Raw genomic sequence first — 16,407 nt, 5'->3', positions numbered from 1 at the left:
CGAGGCGAGCGCGAGGTGGGGCCGGGCCCGCAGGACGGCCAGCAGCAGACCCGTCGCCGTGGGCGGGTCGGCGAGGTGCAGGGCCGGTTTCGGGTGGGGGCGGCGGAGTCAACTGTCGGGGAGCGGTGCCACGTCGGGAGACGCTAGGCGGGGCGGCTTGCGCCCGCGACCGGATTCCCGTCGGTCAGTAGGGCTCGACCGACTCGACGCCCGGCAGCGCGCGGACGACCTCCGCGAAGGCGGCGCACTCGTCGGTGGTGAGCGCGACCGTGCAGGAGATGCTCGAGCAGGAGACGCCCTCGTGGACGTCGACCGCGAAGTCGGGGACCCGGTAGCCGAGCTCGCAGAGCTTCGAGGCCAGGGTCATGACGCCGGGCATCCCGCCGGTGGTGACCATCGTGAACGGGCGGGGCAGCCGCGAGGGGCGACGGCCGGGGCCGTTGACGGCCAGCTCGAGCTCGGCGGCGGGGATGGGGGCGAAGGTGGTCACGACTGTCTCCTGATGCTGGATCCGCTGCTGGAATCCGAGCCAGGTCTCGGGAGTCGTACTTCGGGGCTCACGGCGGCGCGCCGTGGTGTTGCGCGCCGGGAGCCTGGCTCACCCGACGCGCTGGGGTACTACCGCTGCCCGCGCGATCATGACGGCGATGTTACTCGCGCCACCCCGGCCCGCAACCGGAGGGCGCGCACTCGTCTGGTGCCCACCTGTCCCGGCTGGAGCGAACGGCACTTCCGCTGCTTCTACGCGCGCGAGAGGGCCGTTCGCTCCGTCCCGGAGGGGTCAGATCATGACGATGCCGCCGTCGACGATCCCGGCCTGCCCCGTCATGTAGTCGGCGTCGGGACTCGCCAGGTAGGAGACGTAGGAGGCCACGTCCTGCGCGGTCTGCGGGCGGCCGAGCGCGATCAGCTGGGAGTACTGCGTGAACGCCTCGCCCTTGCCGGTGCCCAGGTAGCCGCCGAGCCCGGCGTCGATCTCCTCCCACATCGTCGTGTCGACGATGCCCGGGCAGTAGGCGTTCACCGTGATCCCGTGCTGCGCGAGCTCCTTCGCGCCGGCCTGGGTCAGGGCCCGGACGCCGAACTTCGACGCCGAGTAGTGCCCGAGGTGGTCGAAGCCCTGGTGCCCGGCGATGGACGACGCCGAGATGATCTTCCCGCCGCGCCCCTGCTCGATCATCGCCTCCGCGGCCGCCTGCAGGCACCACAGGACGCCGCCGAGGTTGACCGCGAGCATCCGCTGCAGGTCGTCGGGCGTGACCTCGAGCAGTGTCTTGACCTGCGCGATCCCGGCGTTGGCGACCATGACGTCGATCCCGCCGAGCTGCTCGCGCGTGGCGGCCACGAGGGCGAAGCAGGCGTCGCGGTCGGACACGTCGGCGGCGTGCGCCGCGGCCCGCCCGCCGTCGGCGGTGATCGCCTCGGCCGTGCGGGCGGCCGTGTCGGCGTCGATGTCGGACACCATCACCGCGAGGCCGTCGGCGGCGAGGCGCCGGGCGATGCCCTCCCCGATCCCCCGGCCGGCCCCGGTGACGACGGCGACCCTCTCCTGCGGCGCGCTCACGGGTGCACCAGGATCTTCACGTTGGACTCCTTGTGGTCGATGAGCTCGCGGAAGCCCTTCTCGACGATGTCCTCGAGGGCGATCCGCCCGGTGATGAACTGCTCGACGTCGACGGTGCCGCTGCGGATCAGCTCGATCACCTCCTCGTGCCGGTTCGCGTAGGCGAGCGAGCCGATGAGGGTGACCTCGGAGAAGACGAGGGAGTTGACGTCGAAGGTCGCGGGGTGGCCCCAGATCGCGACGTTGACGCACGTCCCGCCGGGTCGGGTGGACGCGACGGCGCTCGCGAGCACCTGGTCGATGCCGGCGCACTCGAAGGTCACGTCGGCGCCCCGGCCGTCGGTGAGCTCGCGGATCGCCTCGGGCACGTCGACCTCGGTCGGGTCGAGCACGTGGTCGGCCCCCGCGCCCGGCGCCTTCGCCTTCCGGGCCTCGGCCGGCTCGACGACGATCACCTGGCCCGCCCCGGTGGCGCGCAGCGCCGCCGCGGTGACGAGCCCGATCGGGCCGGAGCCGAACACCGCGGCCGTGCCGCCGCGGGGCAGGCCCGCCAGCTTCGTCGCGTGGTAGCCGACCGCGAGCGGCTCGACGAGGGCGCCCTGCTCGGTGGTCAGCCCGTCGATCGGGTGCACCCACCGCTGGTCGACGACCATGCGCTCGGCGAACCCGCCCTGGTCGCCGTCGAGGCCGATGAACCCGAGCTGGCGACAGACGTTGTAGCGGCCGTCCCGGCACGCGCTGCACGTGCCGCACACGTCGTAGGGCTCGACGACCACCCGCTGCCCCTCGGAGAGCCCGGTGACACCGCTGCCGACCTCGGCCACGACCCCGGCGAACTCGTGCCCGAGGGTGACCGGGACGGCGCCGCCGGTCAGCGGGTGCGGGGCGGCCGGGGTGGGGGTGAAGATCGGGCCGTCGAGGAACTCGTGCAGGTCGGTGCCGCAGATGCCGCACCACTCGACGGCGATCTGGACCTGCCCCGGGCCGGGGTGGGGTTCGGCGATGTCCTCGACGCGGACGTCGCCGCGTCCGTGGAAGCGGGCGGCCTTCATCGGGGCGGGCGGAGCGACGGGGTCAGGGGCATAGGTCCTCCTCGGTCGGGATGTCTCCATCCCACGGGAGTGACCCGGGTCACGGCCAGGGTTGCACAGGTGTTGCAGGCCGTCCGAGCAGGCCGGCGACGACGGCCGGCGCGGGCACGTCGACCTCCACCCCCGGGGCGATCCGGTAGGGCCGGGCCGCGATGAGGCCCCCGAGCACGCGGCGCAGCCGGGACAGCTCGGCCCGGACCGTGACGAGGTGGTCGGCGTCGTCGTAGAGGGCCCGGCTGATCGCGGCGGCGTCGAGCCCGGCCGGCCCCGCGCCCATGAGGAGGGCGAGGATCTGCAGGTGGCGGCGCGAGAGCGCGTGGCGCCACTGCTCGCGGCCCTCGACGACGGCCCCGGCCGGGTCGGTGTCGAGGTCGAGGCGCAGGCGGGTGGCGGTCGCGTCGGCCGCGACGGGGCGCATCAGCCAGCCGCCGGGCACCCGGTCGGGCAGGCACGCCCCGAGCCCGTGGACGAACAGGGCCTCCCCCGCCCGCGGAGTCCCGACGCGGTCGCGCGGCGCCAGCCCGGTGGCGCCCGCGACCCAGCCGTGCTCGTCCACGACCAGCGCCGGGCCCGACTCGCGGGCCAGCAGGGGCGCCGCCACCGACCGCAGCCCGTCGAGCCGCGCCTCGTGCCGGGACCACAGGCCGGACTCCGCCAGCCGCACCGCGGTGTGGACGAGCGCCACCGTGGTGGGGTGCACCGTCGGGGCGGGCCCGGAGAGGTCGACGACCCCGAGCATCTCGCCGGTGCGCGGGTCGTGGATCGGGCTCGCCGTGCACGTCCACGGGTGCTGGGCGCGCACGAAGTGCTCGGCGGAGAACAGCTGCACCGACGCGTGCTCGGCGAGCGCGGTGCCGATGGCGTTGGTCCCGACGGAGGCCTCGGTCCAGTCGGCCCCGGGCGAGAAGCCGAGGCCATCGGCCAGCCGGTTGACCCGCGCGGCGCCCTCCCGCCACAGCACGAAGCCGTCGGCCGCGGTGATCACCATGATGTGCTCGGCGTCCTCGGCCACCGCCGTGAGGCTCGCCCGCAGCTCCGGGAGCACCGCCGAGATCGGCGACTCGGCGCGGCGGCGCTCGACGACGTCGGGGGCGGCCGGGTCGTCGAGGGTCCGGCCGTCGGGCGCCACCCCGTAGGACAGGACGCGGTCCCAGGAGCGGGCGACCACCCGGCGGACCCCGGGGCGACTGCCCGAGAGGCGGGCGTCGTGCGCCTCGTGGAGCAGCCGCGCGTGGCGGCGCAGGTCGGTGCTCCGCGTCACCGCGCAGACCCCGTCGTCCACCACGTGCACCTCCGCCACCCCTGTGACGGGCAGCATAACCGCGCCCGGGGCGGTGTCGGCAGCGAGCGCGGGCGCCCCTCGGGCAGGCTGGACGACCGTGGACGTGCGGCGCGCGCAGGAGTCGGACACGGCCGCGATGGCCGAGGTGATCGCGGCGGTGGCGCCGGAGGGGACCCTCGGCGTCCAGCCGCCGGTCGACGTCGCCGCCCGCGCCGCGGGGTTCCGCGACCTCCTCGACACCGACGGTGCCGCGGCCTGGGTGCTCGTCGACGACGGCCGGGTGGTGGGCCACGCGACGGTGCGGACCCGGGTGCCGGGGGTGCTCGGGCTGTCGATGGCGATCGCCCGCGCCGGACGGGGCCGCGGTGGCGGCCGGGCCCTGGTCGACACCGTCCTGGAGCACGCGGGCGCCACCGGGGCGCACAAGGTCGACCTGGAGGTCTGGCCCGACAACGGGCGGGCCATCGCGCTCTACGCAGGTGCCGGTTTCGTCGTCGAGGGCCTGCGCGACCGGCACTACCGCCGCGCCGACGGCACCCTGCGCTCCTCGCTGATCATGGCCCGCCGCACCGACTGAGCGGTTCGACGGGGACCCGGCGGGCACCCCCGGCCGGTGACCGAGCCGCTCTTCGACGCCGACGACCTGCAGCCGACCGCCCCGAAGGCCCCCGCTCCGGAGGCCCCCGAGCCCGCCGTCGCCGTGTCCGACACCCCCGACCTCGAGACGCTGCGCGAGCGCGCCGCCGGCTGCACCGCGTGCGAGCTCTACGAGGGCACCACCGGCACCGTGTTCGGCACGGGGCCGGTGACCGCGCGGATGATGTTCGTCGGCGAGCAGCCGGGCGACCAGGAGGACCGGGCGCTGTCCCCGTTCGTCGGTCCGGCCGGGAAGCTGTTCGACGAGGCGCTCGTCGAGGCCGGGATCGCCCGCGAGGACGCCTACGTCACCAACGCGGTCAAGCACTTCTCCTTCCGGCAGCAGGGCAGCCGGCGCATCCACCAGACCCCGAAGGTCGGGCACGTCCGTGCCTGCCGGCCCTGGCTCGACGGCGAGCTCGCCCTCGTCCGGCCCCACGTCCTGGTCACCCTCGGCGCGACCGCGGGCAAGGCGCTGCTCGGCTCGTCGTTCCGCATCACCGGCGAGCGCGGCGAGCCCCGGCCGTGGGAGGGCACCACGCTGCTGCCGACGATCCACCCGTCGGCGATCCTGCGCGCAGACCCCGCCCGCGGGCAGGACGGCGCCGAGATGCGCGCGGGCTTCGTCGCCGACCTGCGGAAGGCCGCCGAGCTCCTCGGCTGACCCGGGCCTCCGCTCAGCTGACCCCGGCCGCGTCCATCCCCCGCATCTCCTTCTTGAGGTCGGCGATCTCGTCGCGGAGCCGCCCGGCGAGCTCGAACTGCAGGTCGCGCGCCGCGGACATCATCTGGTCGGTCAGCTGCTGGATGAGGTCGGCGAGCTCGGCGCGCGCCATACCCTTGGTGTCGCGGTGCTCCACGACGCCCGAGTGGCCCCGGGTACCGCCGGCCTCACCCGCGGCACGGCGACCGCGGGAGGCGTTGCGGCCCGACCCGCCGATCTCGACCTCGGTGTCCTCGGCCTCGCGGTAGACGCGGTCGAGGATGTCGGCGATGTTCTTGCGCAGCGGCTGCGGGTCGACCCCGCGCTCGGTGTTGTAGGCGATCTGCTTCTCGCGGCGCCGCGCGGTCTCGTCGATCGCGTACTGCATCGAGTCGGTGATCCGGTCGGCGTACATGTGCACCTGGCCGGACACGTTGCGGGCCGCGCGGCCGATCGTCTGGATGAGCGACCGCTCGCTGCGCAGGAAGCCCTCCTTGTCGGCGTCGAGGATCGCGACCAGCGACACCTCGGGCAGGTCGAGACCCTCGCGGAGCAGGTTGATGCCGACCAGGACGTCGTACTCCCCCGACCGCAGCTGGCGCAGGAGCTCGACGCGGCGCAGCGTGTCGACCTCGGAGTGCAGGTAGCGGACCTTGATGCCGAGCTCGAGCAGGTAGTCGGTGAGGTCCTCCGACATCTTCTTGGTCAGCGTGGTGACCAGGACCCGCTCGTCCTTCTCGACCCGCGTGCGGATCTCGGCCACGAGGTCGTCGATCTGGCCCTTCGTCGGCTTGACGATCACCTCGGGGTCGATCAGCCCGGTGGGGCGAATGACCTGCTCGACGAACTCGCCGCCGGCCTGGCGCATCTCGAAGTCGCCCGGCGTGGCCGAGAGGTACACCGTCTGCCCGATGCGGTCGGCGAACTCCTCCCAGGTGAGCGGCCGGTTGTCGGTGGCCGACGGGAGCCGGAAGCCGTACTCGACGAGGTTGCGCTTGCGGGACATGTCGCCCTCGTACATGCCGCCGATCTGCGGCACGGTCACGTGGGACTCGTCGATGACCAGCAGGAAGTCGTTCGGGAAGTAGTCGATCAGCGTGGCCGGCGCCGTCCCCGGGCCGCGGCCGTCGATGTGGCGCGAGTAGTTCTCGATGCCGGAGCAGAAGCCGACCTGGCGCATCATCTCGATGTCGTAGCTGGTGCGCATGCGCAGCCGCTGGGCCTCCAGCAGCTTGCCCTGGTTCTCCAGCTCGCCGAGGCGCTGCTCGAGCTCGGCCTCGATCGCCTTGATGGCCCGCTCCATCCGCTCGGGCCCCGCGACGTAGTGCGTCGCCGGGAAGATGCGGACGTCCTGCACCTGGTTCACGACGTCGCCCGTAAGCGGGTTGAGGTAGTAGAGCGACTCGACCTCGTCGCCGAAGAACTCGATGCGGATCGCGAGCTCCTCGTACGCGGGGATGATCTCCACCGTGTCGCCGCGCACCCGGAACGTGCCGCGGGCGAACGCCATGTCGTTGCGCGTGTACTGCACGTCGACCAGCGCGCGGAGCAGCGTGTCGCGGTCGATCTCCTCGCCGACCTCGAGCTTCACCGACCGGTCGAGGTAGGACTGCGGGGTGCCGAGGCCGTAGATACAGGACACCGACGCGACCACGACGACGTCGCGGCGCAGCAGCAGGTTCGAGGTGGCGGAGTGGCGCAGCCGCTCGACGTCCTCGTTGACCGAGGAGTCCTTCTCGATGTAGGTGTCGGTCTGCGCGATGTAGGCCTCGGGCTGGTAGTAGTCGTAGTACGAGACGAAGTACTCGACCGAGTTGTTCGGCAGCAGCTCGCGCAGCTCGTTCGCCAGCTGGGCGGCCAGCGTCTTGTTCGGCGCCATCACCAGCGTGGGGCGCTGCACCCGCTCGATGAGCCACGCCGTGGTGGCCGACTTGCCGGTGCCGGTGGCGCCGAGCAGCACGATGTCGTGCTCCCCCGCCCGCACGCGCTTCTCCAGCTCGTCGATGGCCGCGGGCTGGTCACCCGCCGGCTGGTACGGGCTGATCACCTCGAAGGGCACACCGGTGCGCTCGATCTCGCCGATCGGCCGGAACTCGGACTCGGCCAGCGCATCCTCGGGAAGGCCCTCGGGATTGTCGAGAAGAGTGCCCTTCTCCTCCCCGTGCGCATCACGGGCAGCACCGGGGACCTCGGTAGCGAACGCCATGTCACCGAGGCTAACCCGACCCCCCGACAGTCTCCCCCGCTCCGCGGATCCGGCCGTCTACGAGCAGTCGCAGCTGCAACACCCGTCACAGTCCGAGCAGCAGTCACAGCAGTCGCACCCGCAGCTGCAGCCGTCGGTGCACTGCGAGCACCAGCCCTGCCGCGGCCGCCCCGACCACGGCCCGACGAACTCGTCGGCGCAGCAGAGCTGCCCGGTGCAGCACAGCCCGGCCGCGGCAGCACACCCGCCGAGCAGGCCCCGCGGCGGACGGGAGGGCGGCGCGGGTTCGGGCGGCTCCTCGTCGGGAGAGGCCTCGTCCGGCGGGTCGTCGACCGGCGCCGACGGGTCCCACGGCGCCAGGGGCGGCTCGGGCGGTCCTGCGGCCCGGTCCACGGCCCGCCCGGCCTCGTGCACCAGGAGCCGATGGGCGAGCTGCCGGGCGACGTCCGCGTCGGGCGCGAACGACACCCGGCCCAGGGCCGACCGGATGCCCGAGACGGCGTCCCGGCAGCGCGCCAGCGCGTCCCCGCGGCTCGTCCCCATGGCGGCGAGGGGGTTCCAGCGCCCCGCCGCGGCGTCGTCGTCGAGGTCGGCGACGGCGTCGAGCAGGTGCGCGAGCCGCCCCAGCAACCGCCCGGCCTCGTCGAGCGGCACCACGTTGCCGGGCCGTCCCGCGAGGACGGCGGTGTGGGCGAGGGCCGACCCGACGGCCGCCTCGGTCGGCACCGTGGCGGTCGCGAGGGTCGCGAGCGGCGACCCCTCGGCCTCCCGCTGGCGGGCGGGTACCGCGAGGAGGTCCGCCGGGTCGAACCCGACGCCGGTCGCGGTCCTCGACCCCGCGCGCGCCCACGTGCCCGCCACCCGCGCACCGGCCAGCGCCACCGGTCGTCGGGCGAACGGACCGTCGCCGTCGTCGACGTGGTCGTCCACGGCGTCGGCCGCGAGCAGGAGGGCGGTGGAGGCGGCGAGCCGGGCCCCGTCACCGGTCACCACCGCCGCGGCGCGCATGCCGCGCAGCGGGCAGGGGCCGGCCCGACGACGACCGCCGACGCCCTGGGCCTCGGCGAGGACGGACACGACGAGCGCGTCGACGTGCGTCGTGGCCCGGGCGAGCTGACCGGCCTCGTCGCGCAGGGTGAGGCAGAGCCCGCACAGGTGCTCGGACCAGCGGGCGTGCAGCGCGGGGGTCAGGTGGTGGCGGCACGGACGCAGGAAGCCGAACACGGGTGCCATGATCGCGGTGGCGGTGTGTCGTCGCCAGCGTCCGTCCGGGTCAGTCGGAGCGCGTCGTCCTCCGCCACGCCTCGCGCAGGGGCGCCGTGTCGTAGCAGATGGTGAGCTGCTCGATCCGGCCCCGGTCGTCGGTGAGCCGCACGAGGTCGACGACGTCGAACGGCGCCGGCGTGCCGTCGGCGAGGGTCCAGTCGTAGTGGAACGCGAGGGCGACCTCGCGGGGCTCATCGGGATCGGCGTACACGCGCCGCAGCGTGGTGCGGGACGGGGACGAGTCGGCGAACAGGGCGGGGTAGAAGCGGTCGGCCGGCAGGCGGCCGTAGAGCGGGGAGTCGACCTCGCCGCCGGCGGTGAAGCAGCCGAGGACGTCCTCGACCGAGCCGGCGTCGAGCGCCGCGAGGTAGCGGTCGAGGACCGCGGGGCGGCTCATGCGGCACCCGACCCGCGACCGGCGGCGACCTCGAGCCCGTCGAGCAGACAGCGCAGGCCGAAGACGTACCGCGCGTCCTCCGGCGGGCGGCCGGCGGCCATCACGGCGGCGAGGGCCGGGAAGCGGTCGGTGTGCGCGGTGACGAGGTCACGCATCGTCGTGCCGCCCTCGGGGTCGGCGGTCCAGGGGCGCGTGCCGGCGGACGCGGCCGCGTGGACCACCCGCAGGTGCCCGAACAGCATCGAGACCGCGTCCATCCGCTCGTGGGGGGTGAGGGCCAGCGGCTCGAAGACGCGCACGGCCGCCTCGACCCACCCGACCTCCCGCGGACCCATCAGACGCTCGCCGATCGTCACCCGCGGCACCCACGGATGCCGGGTCCACACCCGGTCGACCCGCCGGGCGAACTCCTCGGCCTGCTCGCGCCAGGTCCCCGCCAGCTCCCCCGGGGCCGGCGGCTCCTCGACGGCCGCGTCGACCATCACCGCCTCGAGCTCCTCCTTCGAGGCGACGTAGCGGTAGAGGCCCATCTTCGTCAGGCCGACCTCGGCCGCCACCCGCTGCATGGACAGGCCCTCGAGCCCGTCGCGGTCGGCGACGGCGACCGCGGCCGCCGCGACCTCGTCGCGCGAGAGCGCCCGCCGGGGTCCCCGGGCCGCCGGCTGCTCGACGTCCCAGAGCAACCGGCTCCCGCCGGGTGCTGCTCCCGTGCTCATAGGGCTCCCTCCGGACGGGTGTCTTGCCCGTCACACCGTTCTGTGTCTACCGTACACAGTATCCGGCGGACACAGTTTCTGTCGGACGCAGTTCCGGCCGCAGAGGAGACCGCCATGTCGCTCACCGAGAACCGTCCCTCGTCCACCGCGGTCACCCGCCCGACGGGGTCGCGCCTGCGCCGCCCGGCCGGGATCGTCGCCACGCTGCTGGTCACCCTCGCGGTGTGGGCCGTCGGTCACCTCGCCGGCGCGGACTACGTCATCACCGACCCCACGGGCAGCGCCCGCATCGACCTCGTCGTCACGGCCGGGTTCACCCTCGTCGTCGCCCTCGTCGGCTGGGTGGTCCTCGCGCTGCTCGAGCGCCTCACGCGCCGCGGCACGGCGATCTGGACGGTCCTCGCGGTCGTCGTGCTCGTCGCGTCCTACGTCCCGGTGTTCCTCGTCGAGGCCACCACCGGCACCCGCATCGCCCTCGTCGCGGTCCACACGGCCGTCGGCCTCCTCGTCCCGGCGTTCCGGCGCTGACCCGTCCCGATCCCCCGCCACCCGAAGGAGCACCCCGTGCGCAGCATCTTCATCAACCTGCCCGTCGAGGACGTCACCGTCTCGCGCTCGTTCTTCACCGCCCTGGGCTTCACGATCAACGAGCAGTTCTCCGACGAGAACACCGCCTGCGTGGTGGTCGAGGAGAACATCTACGCGATGGTCATGACCCCGACGCGCTTCGCGGACTTCGTCGAGGGCGAGATCGCCGACGCCCGCAAGTCCACCGAGGTGCTGCTCGCCCTCTCCGCGGACAGCCGCGAGGACGTCGACCGGATGCGGGCCACCGCCCTCGCCCACGGCGGCTCGGAGTGGAAGCCGAACCAGGACCACGGCTTCATGTACGGCGCGAGCTTCGCCGACCCGGACGGCCACGTCTGGGAGGTCGTCTGGATGGACCCCGCCGCCGTCGGGGGCTGAGAGTCCGCGCGCCGCCGCCCCGCGACCGACCTCCGGGGCGGCGATGGTCGTTAGGGTCCCGCCCGTGGCGCTGCACCCCCCGAAGGTCGAGACGTTCACCGTCGACGAGGGCACGAACACCGACCCGAAGGGCTTCGTCCGGGCCGTCGACCTCTACCGCGAGGAGCCGTTCGGGCTCTACCTCAGCCGTCCGATGCCCGACCACCCGACGCTGGAGCACATGCGGTCCTGGCTGCTGCCCGGCCTCGGGATCCGGGTCACCGACTTCACCTTCCGGCCGGGCTTCGACCGGATGCAGGACTACTACGTCGACATCGCCGACGTGGCCCGCCACGGAACGGTCTGGACGACGACGGACCACTACCTCGACCTGGTCGTGCACACCGGGCAGCGCACCGAGCTGCTCGACGTCGACGAGTACGTGGAGGCCGTCGCGGCGGGGCTCCTGGCCCCGGACGCCGCGGAGCGGGCGCTGACCACGGCGTCGACGACGCACTCCGGCATCGCCGAGCACGGCCACGACCTCGACGCGTGGCTCGCGACCCGCGGGGTCGTGCTCGACTGGCCCTGGCGCTGACGCCCGTACCTGCCGCGGTTGTGACGTCGAGCGTCAGCATGGCCGCAGTGCGGACACTCAGGCCGGGGTGACCTCGGCGCGGACGGCGTCGGGGTCGCGGGCCACCCGGTCGGGATCCGCCCTCGCCGCGTCGCGCGCGGCGAGCAGGTCGGAGTCCTCGGCGCCCACGACGAGCCGCACCGGGCGCGCCGGGTCGGCGCCGGCCATCGTCGGGAACCCCGCGTACTCGAGGAGACGGGTGAGCTCGGCGGTGTCGGCGTCGGGGGTCGGTACGACGAGGAGGTCGACGAGGTCGGGCGCGGGCAGGTCCGGCACCGACGTCGGGCCCACGTGCTCCACCCGGTCGACGTGCTGCTGCCCCGCGAGGGCGACCCGGGCCGCGAGGCGACGGGCCTGCTCGGGCCACGTGGGATCGGGGTCGACGACCTCGTCGGGCCAGGGGGTGGGCGTGCCCGAGCGCACGGCCGCCTCGTAGGGCACGAGCCGCTGCTCCCAGAGCTCCCGCACCGCGGCGCGGACGTCGTCCTCGGAGCCGACGTTGTCGATCCACACGTCGGCCGCGGCGCGCCGGGAGGCGGTGGTGGCCTGCGCGCGGATGCGGGACCGGGCGTCGTCGGCGGACATGCCGCGGGTCTCCCCCAGGCGCTCGATCCGGACGTCCTCCGGCGCGTCGACGACCACGACGAGGGCGAACGCGGCGCCCATGCCGTTCTCCACCAGCAGGGGGACGTCGTGGACGACCACCGCGTCGTCGGGCGCGTCCGCGACCAGCTCGGCGGTCCGCGCCCCGATCCGCGGGTGCAGGATGCCGTTGAGGGTCGCGCGGGCCTCGTCGTCGCCGAAGACGATCCTCCCGAGCGCCGGCCGGTCGAGTCGCCCGTCGTCGTCGAGGACGTCGGACCCGAACGCGTCGACCACGGCCGCCAGACCGTCGGTCCCCGGTTCGACGACCTCGCGGGCGATCCGGTCGGAGTCGACGACCACCGCGCCCTGCGCGGAGAGCTCCGCCGCCACGGTCGACTTGCCCGCCCCGATCCCACCGGTCAGCCCCACGCGCAGCACGGCGCCGAGTCTGCCTCAGCCGTCGATCAGCGTGCAGCCCGGGACGGCGGTTCCCGGGATCAGGCCATCGCCGCCACGGAGTGCCGCGCCGTGGCGAACAGCGTCTCGAACAGGCCACGCCGGGAGACGGCCGGTCCCGTGAGCGCGGCGGCCACGGCGACGTACTCGCGGCACCACGTCAGGCCCGAGGTCCCGCGACGGTGACGGGCGGTGCGACGACGTCCCCAGGCCATGCCACTCCCTCGTCCGTGTGACTGATGGGACGGAAGGTACCGGAGTGACGAGTGATCGCCTACCCCGACACAAGAACGGGCCCCCACCCCGGAGGGTGAGGGCCCGATCGTCGTGGCTGCCGCGGACTAGTTGCCCGAGAGCTTCTCCCGCAGGGCGGCGAGCTGGGCGTCGCTGGCGAGCGAACCGCCACCGGAGGCCGACGGCGGGCCCTGGCCCGGGTCGTCGTCGTCGGTGGTGGTCAGCACGGCCTCGTCGCCGTCCTCACCCTCCGGGGCGCTGCCCGAGGCCGAGGAGTAGTTGGCCGGGGCCGCCTCGGCGGCCTCCGCCTCCTGCTCCGCGGTGCGCTGCAGCTGCGCGATGTGCTGCTGGTAGCGGGCGTACGCCGCCTGGTACTGGCGCTCCCACTCCTCGCGCTGCTTCTCGAAGCCCTCGCGCCAGTCGCCCGTGTCGGGGTCGAAGCCCTCCGGGTAGATGTAGTTGCCGGCGTCGTCGTACTCGGCGCCCATGCCGTACAGGGCCGGGTCGAACTCGGTCTCGGTCGTCATGCCCTCGTTCGCCTGCTTCAGCGAGAGCGAGATGCGGCGACGGTCGAGGTCGATGTCGATGACCTTGACCATGACGTCGTTGCCGACCTGGACGACCTGCTCCGGCACCTCGACGTGGCGCTCGGCCAGCTCGGAGATGTGGACCAGGCCCTCGATGCCCTCGTCGACGCGCACGAACGCACCGAACGGCACCAGCTTCGTGACCTTGCCGGGCACGATCTGGCCGATCTGGTGGGTCCGGGCGAACTGGCGCCAGGGGTCCTCCTGCGTCGCCTTGAGCGACAGCGAGACCCGCTCGCGGTCGAGGTCGACGTCGAGGACCTCGACCTTGACCTCCTGGCCGACCTCGACCACCTCGGAGGGGTGGTCGATGTGCTTCCAGGACAGCTCGGAGACGTGGACGAGACCGTCGACGCCGCCGAGGTCGACGAACGCACCGAAGTTGACGATCGACGAGACCTGACCGGACCGGATCTGGCCCTTGGCGAGCTGGTTGAGGAACTCGCTGCGGACCGCGGACTGGGTCTGCTCGAGCCACGCGCGGCGGGACAGGACCACGTTGTTGCGGTTCTTGTCCAGCTCGATGATCTTGGCCTCGATCTCCTTGCCCACGTAGGGCTGGAGGTCGCGGACGCGGCGCATCTCCACCAGGGAGGCGGGGAGGAAGCCGCGGAGGCCGATGTCGAGGATGAGCCCACCCTTGACGACCTCGATGACGGTGCCCTTGACGGGCTCGTCGTTGTCCTTGAGCTGCTCGATCGTGCCCCAGGCGCGCTCGTACTGAGCGCGCTTCTTGGACAGGATCAGCCGGCCCTCCTTGTCCTCCTTCTGGAGGACGAGGGCTTCGACCTCGTCGCCGACGGCGACGACCTCGTTGGGGTCGACGTCGTGCTTGATCGACAACTCGCGCGAGGGGATGACGCCCTCGGTCTTGTAGCCGATGTCGAGGAGGACTTCGTCCCGGTCGACCTTGACGATGGTTCCCTCGACGATGTCGCCATCGTTGAAGTACTTGATGGTCTCGTCGATGGCGGCGAGGAAGTCCGCTTCCGACCCGATGTCGTTGACAGCCACCTGAGGGCTGCTCGTGCTCGGGGCGGTGAAGGTGTCGATGGACATACGGTGGATGGCTCCGGGGATGGGCAGGACGAGATCGGATGGGTTCCTGGCGGTGTCTCCCACGTGGGCGGACGTCGTCCTGACGCGCTGATCGGATCGGCACCCGGGGGGACCGAGAGGATCGCTCCCCAGCCGGCAGGAGTCGGCAGAGAGCCGACCGGACAGGGCGAGACCACGGACGTGGACCTCCATCGTATCCACTCCGTCGGCGGAGCGGCAAACGGGTCGCGGGCCCGCGCGTCCGGCGTGTCAGGATGCCGCGCATGACCGTCGGGGGCGCGTGGGTCGGCGACGCCGAGTCCGTGGCCGCGTCGCGCTCCTGGTGGGACGCGGACGCCCCGGCCTACCAGGCCGAGCACGGTCGGTTCCTCGGCGACGCCGACTTCGTCTGGTGCCCCGAGCGCCTGCGCGAGGCCGACGCGGAGCTCCTCGGGCCCGCGGCCGGCCTGGTCGGGCGCCGGGTGCTCGAGGTCGGGTGCGGCGCGGCGTCGTGCGCGCGCTGGCTCGTCGACCGCGGCGCCGACGCCGTGGGCCTCGACCTGTCCGCGGGCATGCTCGCCGAGGCCCGGCTCGCGTCGGTCCGGACGGGCACCGACGTCCCGCTGGTGCAGGCCGACGCCACGCACCTGCCCTTTCCCGACGATGCCTTCGACCTCGCCTGCTCCGCCTTCGGGGCCGTCCCCTTCGTGGCCGACTCCGCCGGGCTCATGGCCGAGGTGGCCCGGGTGCTCCGGCCGGGCGGGCGCTGGGTGTTCGCGGTGAACCACCCCATGCGCTGGATCTTCCCCGACGACCCGGGCGAGGACGGCCTCACGGTCACCCAGTCCTACTTCGACCGCTCCGGGTACGCCGAGTTCGGCGCCGACGGCGTGGCCGTCTACGTCGAGCACCACCGCACGCTCGGCGACCGCGTCGCCGAGATCGTCGCGGCGGGCCTCGTCCTCGAGGGCATCGTCGAGCCGGAGTGGCCGGGCGACCTGGCCGAGGTGTGGGGCCAGTGGTCGCCCCTGCGCGGCGCGCTCTTCCCGGGCACGGCGATCTTCCGGTGCCGGCTCCCGTGATCGGCCGGCACGCCGCCCCGGAGTCCCCGGTGGACGTCCTCACCGACCTGCTCGCGGTGCAGCGCCGCCGCCTCGCCGCGCTCGACCCCCGCCTGCCCGAGGCCGCCGCTCCCCCGCCGGGCGACATCGTCGTCGTCGGGAAGCCGCCGCACCGGGTCGCGGGCGTGGTCACCCACCACACCTGGCCCGCCGGGAGCGGGCCCCTGCTGTGGTCGGCGACCCAGGTCTCGGAGCTGCACCCCGTGATCGGTGCCGCCGGGCACGCGCCGCTGCACGCGCTCGTGGAGGCCTGGCGGGGCCGGATGCTGCCGGTGGTGCTCGCCGAGCCCGACTCCGCCGCGACGATCACCTGGCCGAGCCGCGACGTCGTCGCCACCCGCGTGTTCCTCGACCACGGCCTCGTCCCGCTCGCCGTCCTCGCGGTGCGCCCGCCCGGGCCCTACCCCGTGCCGCCCCCCGACCCCGACCTGGTGGTCCGCCGCGCCGGCCCCGACGACCTCGAGGGCTGCGTCCGCCTCGCGCTCGAGGAGCTCGCCTACTCCAGCCAGGTCGGCGGGTCGCTGCTGCGCCCGGACGCCGAGGCGCTCAAGCGCGCGACGATCCGCGACCGGCTCGGCCGCGGCGAGCCGACGTGGGTGGCCGAGCGGGGCGGCCGGCTGGTGGGGATGGTCGAGTGCGGGCAGGCCGAGTCGGCCCCCGGCTCGTGGCTCGCGAGCCTCGTCCCCCCGGGCGGCTGGGGCTACGTCAACTGCGCCTCCGTGACCTCCGCCGAGCGCGGCAGCGGGGTGGGGCAGCGACTCGTGGCCGCCGCCCTGCCCGAGCTCGAGGCGGGGTTCCGGGGACGGCAGGACCTCGCCGTGCGCGGCACGTACCTCTACTACAACCCGCCGAACCCGCTGTCGTCGGTGTTCTGGCCGCGCGCCGGCTACGCCCCGCTCTGGACGCTGTGGGAGGTCCGCCCGGCCCGGGCACTGCGTTGAGC

At 73.9% G+C, this 16,407-nt stretch carries 18 protein-coding genes; 7 read left to right on the top strand and 11 right to left on the bottom strand.

Annotated features, from left to right (window positions below; translation table 11 throughout):
- Window positions 1-184 precede the first annotated feature (184 nt).
- The 4 genes from ACFPBZ_RS12815 to ACFPBZ_RS12800 all read right to left on the bottom strand — a co-directional run bounded on the left by ACFPBZ_RS12815 (window position 185) and on the right by ACFPBZ_RS12800 (window position 3,973).
- Window positions 185-490 carry a hypothetical protein gene (locus ACFPBZ_RS12815; protein WP_378036436.1) on the bottom strand — a complete coding sequence of 102 codons (306 nt, stop codon included), beginning with the start codon at window positions 488-490 and terminating at the stop codon, window positions 185-187.
- A 291-nt stretch (window positions 491-781) separates the two neighbouring features.
- Complete coding sequence (locus ACFPBZ_RS12810) at window positions 782-1,564, bottom strand: acetoin reductase (protein WP_378036435.1); 783 nt, start codon at window positions 1,562-1,564, stop codon at window positions 782-784.
- Window positions 1,561-2,616 (bottom strand): 2,3-butanediol dehydrogenase, encoded by a 1,056-nt coding sequence (locus ACFPBZ_RS12805; protein WP_378036434.1) that lies wholly within the window; start codon window positions 2,614-2,616, stop codon window positions 1,561-1,563. Before ACFPBZ_RS12805 ends, ACFPBZ_RS12810 begins: the two co-directional genes overlap by 4 nt.
- A gap of 79 nt (window positions 2,617-2,695) precedes the next feature.
- A complete protein-coding gene (locus ACFPBZ_RS12800; RefSeq protein ID WP_378036433.1) occupies window positions 2,696-3,973 on the bottom strand; it encodes a GAF domain-containing protein in 1,278 nt (425 codons plus the stop codon).
- A 61-nt stretch (window positions 3,974-4,034) separates the two neighbouring features.
- Here ACFPBZ_RS12800 and ACFPBZ_RS12795 point away from each other — a divergent pair, with 61 nt between their 5' ends.
- Together ACFPBZ_RS12795 and ACFPBZ_RS12790 are read left to right on the top strand one after the other, a co-directional pair.
- Window positions 4,035-4,514, top strand: coding sequence for a GNAT family N-acetyltransferase (locus tag ACFPBZ_RS12795; protein WP_378036432.1), 480 nt, complete (start codon window positions 4,035-4,037; stop codon window positions 4,512-4,514).
- A gap of 36 nt (window positions 4,515-4,550) precedes the next feature.
- Window positions 4,551-5,237, top strand: coding sequence for a UdgX family uracil-DNA binding protein (locus ACFPBZ_RS12790; RefSeq protein ID WP_378036431.1), 687 nt, complete (start codon window positions 4,551-4,553; stop codon window positions 5,235-5,237).
- Window positions 5,238-5,250: 13 nt separating this feature from the next.
- Here ACFPBZ_RS12790 and uvrB read toward each other — a convergent pair whose 3' ends face one another.
- The 4 genes from uvrB to ACFPBZ_RS12770 are packed head-to-tail and all read right to left on the bottom strand — an operon-like array spanning window position 5,251 to window position 9,861.
- Window positions 5,251-7,482 (bottom strand): excinuclease ABC subunit UvrB, encoded by a 2,232-nt coding sequence (gene uvrB, locus ACFPBZ_RS12785; RefSeq protein WP_378036430.1) that lies wholly within the window; start codon window positions 7,480-7,482, stop codon window positions 5,251-5,253.
- 57 nt (window positions 7,483-7,539) lie between these two features.
- Entirely contained in the window at window positions 7,540-8,715 is a 1,176-nt protein-coding gene (locus tag ACFPBZ_RS12780; protein ID WP_378036429.1) for a DUF5685 family protein, read from the bottom strand.
- A 40-nt stretch (window positions 8,716-8,755) separates the two neighbouring features.
- Window positions 8,756-9,145, bottom strand: a complete 390-nt coding sequence (locus tag ACFPBZ_RS12775; RefSeq protein WP_378036428.1) for a nuclear transport factor 2 family protein — start codon at window positions 9,143-9,145, stop codon at window positions 8,756-8,758.
- Window positions 9,142-9,861 (bottom strand): TetR/AcrR family transcriptional regulator, encoded by a 720-nt coding sequence (locus ACFPBZ_RS12770; protein WP_378036427.1) that lies wholly within the window; start codon window positions 9,859-9,861, stop codon window positions 9,142-9,144. The genes ACFPBZ_RS12775 and ACFPBZ_RS12770 overlap by 4 nt, the downstream gene beginning before the upstream one ends.
- Before the next feature lie 114 nt (window positions 9,862-9,975).
- On the opposite strand from ACFPBZ_RS12770, the gene ACFPBZ_RS12765 reads away from it, so the two are divergent.
- The 3 genes from ACFPBZ_RS12765 (at window position 9,976) to ACFPBZ_RS12755 (ending at window position 11,404) form a co-directional block, all read left to right on the top strand.
- A complete protein-coding gene (locus ACFPBZ_RS12765) occupies window positions 9,976-10,389 on the top strand; it encodes a DUF6069 family protein (RefSeq protein ID WP_378036426.1) in 414 nt (137 codons plus the stop codon).
- Between the two features lie 36 nt (window positions 10,390-10,425).
- Window positions 10,426-10,827: a VOC family protein gene (locus ACFPBZ_RS12760; protein WP_378036425.1), complete on the top strand. Its 402-nt coding sequence runs from the start codon at window positions 10,426-10,428 to the stop codon at window positions 10,825-10,827.
- Window positions 10,828-10,891: 64 nt separating this feature from the next.
- The gene (locus tag ACFPBZ_RS12755) at window positions 10,892-11,404 is read left to right on the top strand and encodes a ribonuclease FAU-1 family protein (protein ID WP_378036424.1); all 513 of its coding nucleotides are present in this window, start codon (window positions 10,892-10,894) and stop codon (window positions 11,402-11,404) included.
- Window positions 11,405-11,461: 57 nt separating this feature from the next.
- Here ACFPBZ_RS12755 and coaE read toward each other — a convergent pair whose 3' ends face one another.
- From coaE to rpsA, 3 genes are all read right to left on the bottom strand, one after another.
- Entirely contained in the window at window positions 11,462-12,466 is a 1,005-nt protein-coding gene (gene coaE, locus ACFPBZ_RS12750; protein WP_378036423.1) for a dephospho-CoA kinase, read from the bottom strand.
- 59 nt (window positions 12,467-12,525) lie between these two features.
- The gene (locus ACFPBZ_RS12745; RefSeq protein WP_378036422.1) at window positions 12,526-12,699 is read right to left on the bottom strand and encodes a hypothetical protein; all 174 of its coding nucleotides are present in this window, start codon (window positions 12,697-12,699) and stop codon (window positions 12,526-12,528) included.
- A 126-nt stretch (window positions 12,700-12,825) separates the two neighbouring features.
- On the bottom strand, window positions 12,826-14,364 hold the full coding sequence (gene rpsA / locus ACFPBZ_RS12740; RefSeq protein WP_378036421.1) for a 30S ribosomal protein S1: 1,539 nt from the start codon (window positions 14,362-14,364) through the stop codon (window positions 12,826-12,828).
- Between the two features lie 263 nt (window positions 14,365-14,627).
- On the opposite strand from rpsA, the gene ACFPBZ_RS12735 reads away from it, so the two are divergent.
- Together ACFPBZ_RS12735 and ACFPBZ_RS12730 are read left to right on the top strand one after the other, a co-directional pair.
- Window positions 14,628-15,425 (top strand): class I SAM-dependent methyltransferase, encoded by a 798-nt coding sequence (locus tag ACFPBZ_RS12735; protein ID WP_378036420.1) that lies wholly within the window; start codon window positions 14,628-14,630, stop codon window positions 15,423-15,425.
- Window positions 15,410-16,405 (top strand): GNAT family N-acetyltransferase, encoded by a 996-nt coding sequence (locus ACFPBZ_RS12730; RefSeq protein ID WP_378036419.1) that lies wholly within the window; start codon window positions 15,410-15,412, stop codon window positions 16,403-16,405. The genes ACFPBZ_RS12735 and ACFPBZ_RS12730 overlap by 16 nt, the downstream gene beginning before the upstream one ends.
- Window positions 16,406-16,407: the final 2 nt, after the last annotated feature.

This window comes from Actinomycetospora atypica (assembly GCF_042653685.1).
Taxonomy (GTDB): domain Bacteria; phylum Actinomycetota; class Actinomycetes; order Mycobacteriales; family Pseudonocardiaceae; genus Actinomycetospora; species Actinomycetospora atypica.
The sequence above is the reverse complement of the archived record's forward strand: the minus strand, read 5'-3'. Positions and strand labels throughout refer to the sequence as shown.

Coding starts and splice junctions, on each gene's coding strand:
- ACFPBZ_RS12745 (WP_378036422.1), bottom strand. CDS start 12,699: ATGGCCTGGGGACGTCGTCGCACCGCCCGTCACCGTCGCGGGACCTCG.
- ACFPBZ_RS12765 (WP_378036426.1), top strand. CDS start 9,976: ATGTCGCTCACCGAGAACCGTCCCTCGTCCACCGCGGTCACCCGCCCG.
- ACFPBZ_RS12735 (WP_378036420.1), top strand. CDS start 14,628: ATGACCGTCGGGGGCGCGTGGGTCGGCGACGCCGAGTCCGTGGCCGCG.
- ACFPBZ_RS12770 (WP_378036427.1), bottom strand. CDS start 9,861: ATGAGCACGGGAGCAGCACCCGGCGGGAGCCGGTTGCTCTGGGACGTC.
- ACFPBZ_RS12800 (WP_378036433.1), bottom strand. CDS start 3,973: ATGCTGCCCGTCACAGGGGTGGCGGAGGTGCACGTGGTGGACGACGGG.
- rpsA (WP_378036421.1), bottom strand. CDS start 14,364: ATGTCCATCGACACCTTCACCGCCCCGAGCACGAGCAGCCCTCAGGTG.
- uvrB (WP_378036430.1), bottom strand. CDS start 7,482: ATGGCGTTCGCTACCGAGGTCCCCGGTGCTGCCCGTGATGCGCACGGG.
- ACFPBZ_RS12805 (WP_378036434.1), bottom strand. CDS start 2,616: ATGAAGGCCGCCCGCTTCCACGGACGCGGCGACGTCCGCGTCGAGGAC.
- ACFPBZ_RS12780 (WP_378036429.1), bottom strand. CDS start 8,715: ATGGCACCCGTGTTCGGCTTCCTGCGTCCGTGCCGCCACCACCTGACC.
- ACFPBZ_RS12775 (WP_378036428.1), bottom strand. CDS start 9,145: ATGAGCCGCCCCGCGGTCCTCGACCGCTACCTCGCGGCGCTCGACGCC.